Below are 13853 nucleotides of genomic sequence, written 5' to 3' on the forward strand. Positions count from 1 at the left end.
AGGGGCAAACTGCCATGGAATCCCTCGGTGATCTGTTACGGCAGATGAAAAGTCCGCGCTTTCGGGAAGAGTCACAAAAGATTGCTGCGCGTCTACTCAGTGATCCGCTTGTGCTGGAACTAAGAGCAGAGCATCCAGAGCTTACCGATCAGGAACTCATGACGAACCTTAGTAAGCTGTATCAATATGTAGGCGACCGTGGTCATTGTGATAACTGCCCGGGATTAGATAACTGTCCCAATGATTTTCAAGGACATTACACCAAATTAAGTGTAGAGCCTTCAGAGTCGGGACCCAAGTTATACGATCGCAAAACACCTTGTCATAAACAATTGACAAGACAACATGAGCAACAGGTCAAACAGCGTATTCATAGCTTCTATATTGATGAACGCGCGCTGAATGAAGGGTATAATCCCAAAGAAATTGTAGCTAAAGATTCGAATCGTGTACCTGCTGTGGTACAGATTTTTCAATATATTAGTGAAACCAAGCAAAATGGATTATCGCCACAAGGCTTATATTTAGAAGGTGGATTTGGAACAGGTAAAACATTTTTGGCTTCGTATCTGTTACATGAATTAGCCAAAGTGGGTCATACCGGTGTTATTGTGTATATGCCTGACTTTGTAGAAGACTTGAAGTCAATGTTCCAGGATAATAATCGGATGAAAGAAACGATGGATATTATGAAGCATACCGATCTGTTGATTTTTGATGATATTGGAGCTGAAAATCTAAGTTCATGGGTACGGGATCATGTATTGGGTTCGATTCTGAATTATCGAATGAATCGCAAACCTACTTTTTACACATCTAATTATTCATTAGCTGATCTGCAAAAGCATTTGAGTTTTACGAATAAAGATGGTGAAGAGTTCTACAAAGGGGAACGTTTGATGAACCGAATTAGTCCTTTTGTAAAAGTGATCCGGGTTGAAGGTGAAAACAAACGGGGCGGAATGAGCAATAGCTAGTATGCCTATTTCGTTATTTATGATACAATACTTACTAATTGAAAGATAATTATGAATAAATCGTAACATCTGTTTCGGAATGACCAATGTTGTGTTATAATAAAAGAGTCAGCAATGACAATACTTGTTTAATGTTTAAATAATATTAATTCAAAATAAAAGTTACTCAAGGAGGATATTTCACATGGCTATCGTTAATGTATCTGATCAATCTTTCACAAACGAAGTTGAAGGACAAGGAACAGTATTGGTGGATTTCTGGGCACCATGGTGTGGACCTTGTAAAATGCTTGCTCCAATCTTGGACGAGTTATCTACAGAAGTAGGCGACAGTGTTAAAATCGCTAAAGTAAACGTAGATGAAAACCCTGAAACAGCTTCACGTTTTGGTGTTATGAGTATTCCTACAATGATCTTCTTCAAAGACGGTCAACCTGTAGATAAAGTAGTAGGTTTGAATTCTAAAGATGCTCTTAAATCTATTCTTGCAAAACACCAATAATTAGTAATTCCATATACACGTAAATCCTGCCGATTTACTCATCAAGAGTCTTTATCATAAGTCATATGAATTACCAATAGACATAAGTGAGTGTATACAACTAGCTTATGTAAAACCTCCGGTCATGCACCGGGGGTTTTTTAGTTGTATAATTAGGGTACATTTGTTCTATATCGTTAGAAAGGAGAGATTTATGGACTCTCATATGGATCTTATTCAAGAGCAAGAACAAGCGATGATCAATATTCGTAACAAACTAGCATTGTTGCCCGATCTGTCGGGTTGTTATTTAATGAAAAACCGTGAAGGTACAATTATTTATGTAGGAAAAGCGAAAGTACTCAAAAATCGAGTTCGCTCTTATTTTACAGGAAGTCACGATGGTAAAACGCAACGTCTTGTTGCTGATATTCGTGATTTTGAATATATTGTGACTGGAAGCAATATGGAAGCACTTATTTTAGAATGTAATCTGATCAAAACGCATCAGCCTAAATACAATGTACTGCTCAAAGATGATAAAACTTTTCCATATATCAAAATTACCAATGAGGCGCATCCACGTCTGGAAGTCACGCGACGTATTTTAAAAGATAAAGCCAAATATTTTGGGCCGTATCCTAATGCGTTTGCAGCACAACAGACCAAAAAATTGTTAGACCGTATGTATCCGTTGCGTAAATGTAAAGTGATGCCTAAAGAAGTCTGCTTGTATTATCACATGGGGCAATGTCTGGCACCTTGTGAGTTCGAAGTGCCTCAACAATCCTATGATGAGATTAAGCAAGAAATCAGCAAGTTTTTGAGTGGTGGTCATGAAGAGATCAAAAAAGAGTTGCAACGTAAAATGGAAGAAGCCGCTGAAGATTTGTATTTTGAGCGTGCTAAAGAATTGCGTGATCAGATCATCAATATCGACGCTCTGATGGAAAAACAAAAAATCACCATGGCAGATGCTAAAGATCGTGATGTATTTGGTTTTGCTGTCGATAAAGGCTGGATGTGTGTACAGATTCTGTATATGCGTCAAGGTAAAATGATTGAACGTCATGCTTCTGTGTTCCCTTTTTATGGAGAGCCGTATAATGACTTTATGTCTTATGTGACTCAGTATTATAGCGAAAATCCAGCGATGCCACAGGAGATTATGTTGCCTGTTGAAGAAGTGATTGTGGATGAAGAAAATGATGTTCAGGATGAAGCTGTAGATCATGCAGAACAAGCAGGATTGGATGATAGCGAGCAAGCGACCTCAGAAGTAATGAGTGACCGTGTAGCAGAAGAAGGAACCGCTTATGCTGTTCATACGACAGAACAGTCTGTAGAGCAAGCAGAAGCTGCTAATGCTTCTGAAGCAGCACTTGCTAATGAACAACAGGATGCACAAGCAGAAAGTGGCGAACAAGCTGATCCTTCAAGCAGTGCAGCCGCTCTCCAACAATGGCTAGGGGTTAAAGTATTGATCCCTCGTCGTGGACTCAAAAAGCAGATGACAACGATGGCACAAGATAATGCTAGAGTGTCTCTGGACGAAAAATTCCGCTTAATTGAACGTGATGAAGAACGTACGTCCAAAGCCGCAGGTAATCTAGGACAAGCGATTGGTCTAGAAAGTTTGGAACGTATTGAAGCATTCGATAACTCGAATATTCAAGGAACCAATCCGGTATCTGCGATGGTTGTATTTATAGATGGTAAGCCTGCTCGTAAAGAATACCGTAAATACAAAGTACGTACCGTTGAAGGTTCAGATGATTACGGAACCATGCGTGAAGTGATTCGCCGTCGCTACGAACGTGTGGTAAAAGAAAATCTACCGATGCCTGATCTAATCGTTGTCGATGGTGGTAAAGGACAAATTTCAGCGGCAACCGATGTATTGGAAAATGAGCTAGGTCTATTTATTCCAGTCTGTGGATTGGTCAAAGATTCTAAGCACCGTACCTCTCAATTGATGGTGGGCGATCCAGCAGAACCGGTGAACTTAGCAAGAGATAGTCAAGAATTTTATCTATTGCAACGGATTCAAGATGAAGTCCATCGCTTTGCGATTACATTCCACCGTGAACAACGGGGCAAATCGATGATTACTTCGCAATTGGACAGTATCCCAGGAATCGGAGACAAACGTCGTAAGTTGTTACTGAAGCACTTTGGTTCACTCAAAAAAATCAGAGAAGCCAGTGTAGACGATTTCCGCCAGTTGGGTATCGGGGACAAATTAGCGAAGCAGATTTTGGATGCTTTAAAAGAAGAATAAATGCACCAACAATATCAATACAATGATTATAATAGCTCCCTACAATCAACAAAATATAGATAAAAAAAGAGTAGCCTAATGGCTACTCTTTTGGTTTATTGTCATGTTCAGACGGTGGCACTGGATTAGAATACTGTTGAAATTGTTGCGGATGATCTGGATACTGCTGCTGTCCTTGTGTAGGATCATAATACACTTGAGGGATAGGTGCAGGCGGTACATAAGGTGGATAAGCATTTTCGACACCTTTATTTTTGGTAAAAGTATAGATGATGATAGCGACAATAGCGGGTAAAACAATATAGAATGCACCGAGCAAGATATTGACGATTCCACCCATACTAATCAGACTGAGCGACATCAATATACTATCAAATATAACGTGTGCAAATACGGCTGCAATAAAACCATATCGTAAGAAGATAAAGCTAAACAATAAACCGATAAATAGTAACTCGATCGGACGTGAATATATTGGATAGATTGGATATAACGTATGTCCAAGCGCCCAGATCATCGTCGTGATAAAGCAAGCTACAAATGTATTGCGTAACAGTTTCTTCAACATGCCGATTCCGAATAGACGGTAAACCGCTTCTTCGCCAATCCCTGCCATCCATGCTAATAATGGGAATAAGGCTGGATAGATCATATTATAAGGCGAACTCGTATCATCGGTAGCAGAGTAGACACCTAGCGCATTTTCTAAGATTAAATAAATAATGGATTGTACACCTAGTAAAATAAGTGCATACAAGTAACCTACAGCTACGCTATGCAATACATATTTACCATAACCGATTTCTTTGGAACGTGGCCAGATATTGATTCCTCGTTCTCTCCATAATCCATCTCCACCTACAAAAGAGAAGTAGAGTAAAACTGCCATCAATATATTTAATATTAATTGTAGACCAATAATCACATAAGAAACGATTTTGTTGGATTCACCTAAAGTAATATCTACTAAAATAGGCCACATATTCACAACGCTAAATATAGAAATTGCACAATAGATTACACTTAGCACAATACCCCGTTTAAATGAAGTATGTCTGCGTTTGAGTGCGCCGAATACAATCGCGAGTACACCGAGTACAAGAGTGAACAATCCATAACCCAAAGCTGTTAACCAGCCAGCTAAAGCAGTCTGTTCTTTTACATAAGCCGTATACGTATCCGGTGGAGTCAATACCGGTTGGAAGGAACGAATTTGTCCATATTCATAGGTGAACTTGAGTTGTAATTGACTATCACCTAATTTGCCATCTGCGGCAGTGTACAGTAAATCTTGCTCATTACCTTTAGTCTGTAATGTTAATTGTCCTGCGTCAAATCCTAGTGCTTTTAAAATAGGTTGTGCTTGTTCTTGCTTTTCAGCCAGTGTAACGGATTCGTCTTTTTCCGTAGTTGCCGTAGGATCTAGACTGAACGGTTGTGATGCTCCTGTCTGGTTGTCATACATAGAAAAAGCAACCACTTTACCGGTATTCATATGTACATCAATATCAAGTGCATCTCCAGTACCCACATCTGGATAATGAACACGGAATACATCATAAGGAGCTACTTTTTCTAACTTCTTCATATACGTCTGTGTTAATTTTTCTTTGGCTACATAACCGCTTAATTCAGCATTCGTATGATACGTTACTGAAGGGGCGGGAAGATCGGGTAATACCAATGTGTCACTGGCAAACGCTCTAGCGCTTTCGATCGCTTTTTCCTGACTGATGATATTCACTTGTTGCACTTCTAACGTATCTGAAGCAGTGGAAGGGAATACTTGTAAAAGCAAAAATAATACCAGTCCGACAGCAGCGAGTACACTGAGAATTTTGTAATTCGGTTTGAGCTGTACGGGTTGTCCGGTGGGGTTCATGAATGTCCTCCTTCAATTTTAAAAACACCTAGTTAGCATAGAGAAAGATATTTTGGTGTACACAAATTCTTTATACTTAAGCTATTCGCATGTATACTACTAAATGCTAGTGTAACGTAATCTTTTTTTGATTGCAAAACGCTATAGCCGTCTGTCTTCAGAGCCACTATAATCAGAAGCAGTGAACAGATTGGAATAAGTCATATTTAGAGAATAGAGAGGTTGAATAGATTTTGAAAAATGTTTTTGCAATAAAAGTTTGGACACCACCTCGTATTCTCGCTTTAGGCTATGCTATCTGTATTTTATTAGGAACGTTTTTATTGATGTTACCTGTTGCGCATCAAGGTGGAGAAGGGTTGAGTTTTTTAAATGCCTTTTTTACAGCGACTTCAGCGACTTGTGTAACAGGTCTAGTCGTTGTGGATACAGGAACCTTTTTCTCGACCTTTGGTCAAGTGGTGATTATGTGTCTGATTCAAATCGGTGGACTCGGATTTATGACGATTGCTACATTATTTGCTTTGGTGTTTGGAAGACGTATTTCTTTACGAGAACGTCTGGTGTTGCAAGAAGCCATGAATCAAGGAGATATGGAAGGTATTGTTCGTTTAATAAAAAAAGTGATTTATTATTCATTTGCTATTGAATTGATTGCTGCATTTTTATTTACGCTACGCTTAATGGCAGATTTTCCACTTGGACAAGCCATGTATTATGGTGCTTTTCATGCCGTATCGTTATTTAATAATGCAGGTTTTGATTTGTTCGGTCATTATAGTAGCTTTACCCGATATGTATCCGATCCAGCATTCAATATCATATCTATGGCTTTGATCGTATTGGGCGGACTCGGATTTGTTGTATTGTCTGATCTGATTGAATATCGCAAACATCGTAAATTATCAATACATTCCAAAGCTGTATTATGGATGACTTCTATTCTGCTTGTTGGAGGGTTTGTACTGGTTTTCATATTTGAATTTACGAACCTAAAAACGATTGGAAGCTTGAGTTGGGATGGTAAGATATGGGGTTCGTTATTTCAATCGGTCACCACAAGAACAGCAGGCGCGAATACGCTGGATCTAACTCAATTAAGACAAGCTACTTTATTCCTGACGATTATTCTGATGTTTATTGGAGGTTCGCCGGGTTCAACAGCCGGTGGTGTCAAAACAACAACGATTCTACTGATTGTTGGAGCAGTCATCAGTATGGTCAAAGGAAAAGAAGATGTGGTTCTATTTTATTTTCGGATCAACAAAGATCGGATCTATAAAGCATTAACGATTACAGTTTTTTCATTATCGTTAGTGATTGTGGCTACGATGGTTCTTACGATGACAGAAGCGACTGACTTTATGAGTGTTTTATTTGAAGCCACTTCTGCATTCGGTACGGTTGGATTGTCTCTTGGATTAACTCCCAATCTAAGTACGACTGGTAAATTAGTGATCTGTTTGTTGATGTTTGCTGGACGGGTAGGCATGATTACACTGGTCTGGGCACTCGCTCCCAAACAAGACAAAGAACTATATCGCTATCCTGAAGGTAAGATTATGATTGGTTAAAAGTGTATGTTTATTCATCTAAACGAATAGGATCATTTATCGTTTCAAATTGTTCTTTGGTATCAATAATCCATTGTCTGGCTGCTGAGCCTAGATCAGAACTTTCACTATAAAGGAGACAGGTGGTGCGGCGTGTCTGCTCTAGTTCAGGAATATGAAGAGAGACCAGCTCGTTCCCTGATAACAACTGTTTCCCAACATAGGATTTGGGCAATAATGCAGCAGCCATACAAATAGGCAATAAACGTACAATCGCTTCAAAAGAATCAATTTCCATACGCAAGTCGGGCATCACTGTATACCGATGAAATACATCATCTATTAATTTACGATACCATGTGCCTTTTGAGAAAATAATCATAGCCAAACCTTGTAAATCCTGCATTGTAGTCTCTTGATGATCTGCAAGCGGGTGATTGCTCGGGACGACTAATTCAAGGTGATCATCAAATAAAGGCACGCAAGTAAGACCCGATTCATGGATCGAGGACGCTACAATACCGACATCTACTTTTTTATCACGGACGGCATTTACAATTTCATGCGTTTTGCCGGTAATTAATTTGAGCTCTGCATAAGGGTGTTTACGAGTAAAGCTACTAACAAGTGGTGGCAACGTCGTCTGTAAGGTCGTCAGACTGGCGCCAAAGGTCACTGTGGTCTGATCTTCAGACTTATAGCGGTTAAGGCTCTGCAAGAACTTGAGGTTCTGCTGACGCTGTTCTAATGCAAATGTATAGGTTAATCGTCCAATTGAAGTCAATTCAAGTCGCTTTCCATTACGATTGAACAATGATACACCTAGATTTTCTTCTAATTTAGAAATTTTACGAGAAAGAGCAGGCTGAGATAAATTCAATAATTTGGAAGCCTGATTTAAGCTAGATTGTTCCACAACGACCGCAAATATATCAATATCTTCAAGCATCTGGAATTTCTCCTTTCCTCTTATGCGTTTTAGTTATAACAATTAATAATTATATTGCAATTCCATTATAAGTCAAAGTAGAGTAACATAAAAAGTGACACAAGTTGTTCACAGTCTTAGAGCATTGTGAACAGATTGTAAAGCTACGGAAGATGGGGACTTCCTACGCGGAGATTAACGAAGGTCCGAATATCTCTCGTTGATCCACGTCTGGGACAGCATTAACCAATGACTGTCACTATGAAAACGCTCTTATTATGAAAGGGGAACGTCATTCATGAAAGGGTTTTACGCCAGAAGGTTACACTCACTGCTAGGGGTCATTCCGCTCGGAGCTTTTTTTATTGAGCATATGATTACCAATTTTTCTGCATATGAAGGCGGAAAAGAATCCTTTGATAAAAGTGTGGCATTTTTGAATAACTTGCCACTTGTATTGGTTTTGGAAAGTTTATTCATCTTTTTACCACTGATTTATCATGGAGTATACGGTCTTTATATCGCTTATCAAGCGAAGCCAAACAATGCGAATTACGGTTACGAACGTAACTGGCGTTATACACTTCAACGGATTACAGGTGTAATCACGTTTGTGTATATTGTATGGCATGTATTCGAGACTCGTTTCCAAGTTGCACTCGGTAATGTCACTCATGAACAGCTCGGCGGAGTTATGTACAATATCGTGACCAACCCGGTAACCTTCGTTCTTTACACTATTGGTGTATTGGCAGCTTCGTTCCACTTTGCAAATGGTCTATGGTCTTTCCTTGTAAGCTGGGGAATTACAGTAGGACCGAGAGCACAACGTGTATCCTCATACGTGTGTATGACGCTTTTCGTTATTGTGTCAATTATGTTTATTCTATCTCTTGTTGCTTTCCGCAATATGGAGTTCGAAGATCCAACGGTTGCGCTACAAACGATTCGTCATTTTGTAGCATAAGCATATAGCAAGATCCGTGCGGCACTGTTCAATACAACAGTGGATGGCACAGCAGATGTCTCATTGATCAAAATGATGCACAGTACAGCTCGTAGTCGAACAGAGTTAAAGGAATGAACGGTGGCAAGTGAACCGTTCTGCTGTTCGTTTAAGGTAGATAGGATCTAAGGATCAGTAGGCTAAGGGGAGGGTAACTCGTTATGGCAACATCCAATATTATTGTCGTGGGCGGTGGTCTGGCTGGATTGATGTCTACTGTCAAAGCAGCAGAAGCAGGCGTTCATGTACATTTATTCTCATTGGTACCGGTCAAACGTTCACATTCCGTATGTGCGCAGGGCGGGATCAATGGAGCTGTAAATACAAAAGGTGAAGGCGATTCACCTTGGGTCCATTTTGATGACACTGTATATGGCGGTGACTTTCTAGCGAATCAGCCACCTGTCAAAGCAATGTGTGAAGCAGCACCTGGTATTATTCACTTGATGGATCGGATGGGCGTTATGTTCAACCGTACACCAGAAGGATTGCTTGATTTCCGTCGTTTTGGCGGAACGAAGTTTCACCGTACTGCTTATGCAGGTGCAACAACAGGTCAACAATTGTTGTATGCCCTTGATGAGCAAGTACGTCGCTGGGAAACCGCAGGTCTGGTAACCAAGCATGAGAACTGGGAATTCCTTTCCGCTGTATTGGATGATGAAGGCGCATGTCGTGGAATTTGTGCGCAAGATCTTCGCAATATGGAAGTGGTTACTTTTGCGGCTGATGCTGTTATTTTGGCAACTGGTGGCCCGGGTATTATTTTCGGTAAAACAACCAACTCGGTGATCAATACAGGAACAGCTGCAAGTGCTGTTTATCAACAAGGTGTACATTATGCGAACGGAGAATTTATTCAAATTCACCCAACAGCGATTCCGGGCGATGACAAATTGCGTCTGATGTCTGAATCTGCACGTGGTGAAGGTGGACGAATCTGGACGTATAAAGATGGTAAGCCGTGGTACTTCTTAGAAGAAAAATACCCATCCTATGGTAATCTCGTTCCCCGCGATATTGCAACACGTGAGATTTTCCAAGTGTGTGTGGATGAGAAATTGGGTATTAACGGTGAAAACATGGTATATCTGGATCTTTCGCATAAAGATCCAAAAGAACTGGATGTTAAATTAGGTGGAATTATCGAAATCTATGAGAAATTCATGGGTGATGATCCTCGTAAGATTCCGATGAAAATTTTCCCGGCAGTCCATTATTCCATGGGCGGTATGTGGGTAGATTATAATCAGATGACCAATATTCCAGGTCTATTCGCTGCTGGAGAATGCGAATACCAATATCATGGAGCAAATCGTCTAGGTGCTAACTCGTTAGTATCTGCGATTTACGGTGGTATGGTTGCAGGTCCAAAAGCAGTGGAATATATTAAAGGATTGAAAAAATCGGCTGCTGATATGCCAACAACGATGTACGATCAAGTTCGCAAACAGCAAGAAGATAAATATAATCACCTGATGAATATGCAAGGCAATGAAAATGCTTATGTTTTGCATAAAGAATTAGGCGAGTGGATGACTGATAATATGACAGTTGTTCGTTATAACGATAAGCTTCAAGCTACGATCAACAAGATCAAAGAGTTGAAGCAACGTTATACCAAAATCAATATGAATGATTCATCCAGTTGGAATAATCCTAGCGTAGCGTTTACTCGTCAATTGTGGAATATGCTTGAATTGTCTGAAGCAATGACACTTGGAGCATTAATGCGTGATGAGAGTCGTGGAGCTCACTATAAGCCTGAATTCCCAACACGTAATGATGAAGATTTTCTCAAAACGACGAAAGCGACATGGACACCAGATGGTCCACAGATTTCTTATGAAGATGTGGATGTATCCTTGATTCCACCACGTATTCGTGATTATTCTAAAGATTAAGTCACCAAGACGGCATTCTCAAGTAAAGTGATTAATTTAAGGGGGCATTAGAAATGGCGGAAGTCTCAACACAGAGTCACCCAGCTAATGTAACGGCCAAAAAAAACGTCAAGTTTATTATTACCCGTCAGGATAAGCCGGATAGCCCATCATATACAGAAGAATTTGAATTACCTTATCGTCCAGGGATGAATGTCATCAGTGCGCTGATGGAGATTCAACGTAATCCTGTAGACAACACAGGTAAAGCAACAGCACCTGTTTGTTGGGAATCCAACTGTTTGGAAGAAGTATGTGGAGCTTGCTCGATGGTGATCAATGGTAAGCCACGCCAAGCATGTTCTGCTCTAGTTGATAAATTAGAGCAACCCGTTCATATCGCTCCAATGAAAACTTTCCCAGTGGTACGCGATCTTGTTATTGATCGTAGCCGTATGTTCGGCGCACTGAAAAAAGTAAAAGCATGGATTCCGATTGATGGTACGTATGATCTGGGTGCAGGACCACGTATGCCAGAGAAAAAACGTCAATGGGCATATGAATTGTCGAAATGTATGACTTGTGGTGTATGTCTGGAAGCTTGCCCGAATGTGAATGACAGAACAGACTTTATCGGCCCTGCGGCATTGTCTCAGGTTCGTCTGTTCAATGCTCATCCAACAGGTGAGATGAATAAAGAAGATCGTCTAGATGCATTGATGGAGCCGGGTGGTATTGAGGGATGCGGTAACTCGCAGAACTGTGTACGCTCTTGTCCAAAAGGTATTCCTTTGACAACTTCGATTGCTGAAATGAATAAAGACACATCCAAGCATATGTTCAAACGTTGGTTGGGTGTATAATAGTATAGTCGTATATACGATTATACCGGGTTGATAGTAAGCCACTAATCAGGCGGGTTCCGTGTAAAAGCGGAAACCCGCCTTTTATCTTGAGCCGGTGATCGATAGGAGTGATGTTGATGATCAGTGAAAGACCGATAAGTTATGATCAATTAGTCGATGAATTTAAAGCGTTAGGGATTACAGCAGGGATGAATATTCTAGTTCACTCTTCTTTGAAAAGTCTTGGAGGATGGATTCCCGGCAGTGCTGAAACCGTTATCTTAGCGTTAGAGGCTGTTTTGGGAGAGTCAGGTACATTAATTATGCCGACGCAGACTTCGCAATTAACCGATCCCAAAGGGTGGATGTATCCACCTGCTGAACAGCGTTGGTGGAATCTGATTCGTGACAGTATGCCGCCTTATGATCCTGATTTTACAGTGACGACAGGGATGGGTGTTATAGCGGAGACATTCCGTAAGCAAAAAGGAGTATATCGAAGTGCACATCCGCAAGTCTCTTTTGCAGCATGGGGCAAACATGCAGAAGAATGGATGAGCGATCACGATCTGGATTTTGGATTAGGAAGTCATTCTCCGTTGCAAGATTTATACAATGCAAATGGGTATATATTGATGTTAGGGACAACTTATCATACGAATACATCGATTCATTTAGCAGAATATTTCGCAGAATGGCATGGTAAAAAAGAGATTACGATGAAAGCACCAATGATGACGGATAACGGTAAACAGTGGGTGAAATTCAAAGATTTGAATTTTGACTCTGATGATTTCGATGAGATCGGAGCCGATTTTGAACAAGATTGCCCAGATTTATTCATTCAAGGCACGATTGCCAAAGCGCAAACGAAGTTGATTCAGCAGCGTGGACTGGTCGATTATGCCTCAGGATGGTTGGAAACGCATCGTTAAGGATAAATAATGAATAATAGAAGTTACATCCTATAGAAATGACTGATATCGAAAGGGGTATACTTATGATTTGGAGAGAGAATGAAGATGCTTTTATTATGATTCGTCAACATGATCATGCGAAGCTATCGGGAGAATTTGCTCGTCATTGGAAGCCTGAATATATTGAACAAGATGAACGCTGGGATGAAGTGCTTATTGGCTGTGAACAACATGATCGTGGTTGGATTCCATTAGATGAAATTCCACTATGGGATGATGCGAAGCAAGTTCCATTTTCGTTTATGCATTTTCCAGAACCGGCGAAGCTGGTTTTTTACAGATATGGAATTAACGAATTGGAAAATATGACTCCGTACGGAGGAATGCTTGCCAGTTATCATTATGCCGCGCTAGTCGGTCATTATGGTGAAGAAGATCCATTTGGGATCGCTTTTGTGCAAGAAGAGAAAGAGCGTCAGGAACGGATCAAAGCACAGTTGAATCCTAACGAAAAAGCACTCAAATTTCACCGATCGATCTTGGAATTATGCGATGATCTTTCACTCTATGTCTGCTTGAATGATCCTGGAGTGAGCAAAGAAAATGAGCAAGAATGGTGGAAAGAAGGATTTGAAGTCGGGAAAAAGTTCGCGTTCACTAACGATCAAGCGATTATGCCACGATGGGTAGATGAGCATAGTATTAGCCTTGCTCCATTTCCATTTGAAGCTCCTTTTGAATTGGAATTGATCTATCGCAAAGTTAGCAAAACACATATTCAACAATCCGGTCTAGCACAAGCTTTTGCCGATGCTGACAAACAAACGCAGACGATTGCATTTGTTCCTGCTGAATCCTAATTGATGATCTATTGCTAGGGGTATCTCTTAATGATGAAGAAAGGATATATATCTATTAAGAGATACATTTTTACATACGTATTTGATTGTAAAAAGAGTAGTCCACTATCGTAAATTTGACGATAGCTGTTGGATTCGGCACAATAAACATAATATATTCAACCGCCTGAGGGCAGCCGAATCCAAAGGAGGAATTTTAGCCTGAATGCCTATTGCTCTTTATACACATTTTACAATCCG

Annotated in this window: 11 protein-coding genes; 9 read left to right on the plus strand and 2 right to left on the minus strand. The window is 40.3% G+C overall.

Features of this window, described 5'->3' with window-relative positions; translation table 11 throughout:
• The first annotated feature begins 14 nt into the window (after positions 1-14).
• The 3 genes from dnaI to uvrC all read left to right on the plus strand — a co-directional run bounded on the left by dnaI (position 15) and on the right by uvrC (position 3739).
• Complete coding sequence (gene dnaI, locus PTI45_RS03915) at positions 15-977, plus strand: primosomal protein DnaI (protein ID WP_069326236.1); 963 nt, start codon at positions 15-17, stop codon at positions 975-977.
• A 175-nt stretch (positions 978-1152) separates the two neighbouring features.
• Positions 1153-1479 carry a thioredoxin gene (gene trxA, locus PTI45_RS03920; protein ID WP_465264549.1) on the plus strand — a complete coding sequence of 109 codons (327 nt, stop codon included), beginning with the start codon at positions 1153-1155 and terminating at the stop codon, positions 1477-1479.
• 193 nt (positions 1480-1672) lie between these two features.
• The gene (gene uvrC, locus PTI45_RS03925; protein ID WP_069326238.1) at positions 1673-3739 is read left to right on the plus strand and encodes an excinuclease ABC subunit UvrC; all 2067 of its coding nucleotides are present in this window, start codon (positions 1673-1675) and stop codon (positions 3737-3739) included.
• Between the two features lie 82 nt (positions 3740-3821).
• On the opposite strand, the gene PTI45_RS03930 is transcribed toward uvrC, so the two are convergent.
• The gene (locus tag PTI45_RS03930) at positions 3822-5621 is read right to left on the minus strand and encodes a CPBP family glutamic-type intramembrane protease (protein WP_069326239.1); all 1800 of its coding nucleotides are present in this window, start codon (positions 5619-5621) and stop codon (positions 3822-3824) included.
• 233 nt (positions 5622-5854) lie between these two features.
• On the opposite strand from PTI45_RS03930, the gene PTI45_RS03935 reads away from it, so the two are divergent.
• Positions 5855-7195, plus strand: coding sequence for a TrkH family potassium uptake protein (locus tag PTI45_RS03935; RefSeq protein ID WP_069326240.1), 1341 nt, complete (start codon positions 5855-5857; stop codon positions 7193-7195).
• 10 nt (positions 7196-7205) lie between these two features.
• On the opposite strand, the gene PTI45_RS03940 is transcribed toward PTI45_RS03935, so the two are convergent.
• Positions 7206-8123: a LysR family transcriptional regulator gene (locus PTI45_RS03940; protein WP_069326241.1), complete on the minus strand. Its 918-nt coding sequence runs from the start codon at positions 8121-8123 to the stop codon at positions 7206-7208.
• A gap of 277 nt (positions 8124-8400) precedes the next feature.
• On the opposite strand from PTI45_RS03940, the gene PTI45_RS03945 reads away from it, so the two are divergent.
• The 5 genes from PTI45_RS03945 to PTI45_RS03965 all read left to right on the plus strand — a co-directional run bounded on the left by PTI45_RS03945 (position 8401) and on the right by PTI45_RS03965 (position 13613).
• Positions 8401-9069 carry a succinate dehydrogenase cytochrome b558 subunit gene (locus PTI45_RS03945; protein WP_069326242.1) on the plus strand — a complete coding sequence of 223 codons (669 nt, stop codon included), beginning with the start codon at positions 8401-8403 and terminating at the stop codon, positions 9067-9069.
• A gap of 200 nt (positions 9070-9269) precedes the next feature.
• On the plus strand, positions 9270-11012 hold the full coding sequence (sdhA, locus tag PTI45_RS03950; RefSeq protein ID WP_069326243.1) for a succinate dehydrogenase flavoprotein subunit: 1743 nt from the start codon (positions 9270-9272) through the stop codon (positions 11010-11012).
• Between the two features lie 53 nt (positions 11013-11065).
• Positions 11066-11854: a succinate dehydrogenase iron-sulfur subunit gene (sdhB, locus tag PTI45_RS03955; RefSeq protein WP_069326244.1), complete on the plus strand. Its 789-nt coding sequence runs from the start codon at positions 11066-11068 to the stop codon at positions 11852-11854.
• Between the two features lie 119 nt (positions 11855-11973).
• On the plus strand, positions 11974-12771 hold the full coding sequence (locus PTI45_RS03960; protein WP_069326245.1) for an AAC(3) family N-acetyltransferase: 798 nt from the start codon (positions 11974-11976) through the stop codon (positions 12769-12771).
• A 65-nt stretch (positions 12772-12836) separates the two neighbouring features.
• A complete protein-coding gene (locus tag PTI45_RS03965) occupies positions 12837-13613 on the plus strand; it encodes a DUF3891 family protein (protein ID WP_069326246.1) in 777 nt (258 codons plus the stop codon).
• The last annotated feature ends 240 nt before the right edge of the window (positions 13614-13853 follow it).

The organism is Paenibacillus nuruki (genome assembly GCF_001721045.1).
Taxonomy (GTDB): Bacteria; Bacillota; Bacilli; order Paenibacillales; family Paenibacillaceae; genus Saccharibacillus; species Saccharibacillus nuruki.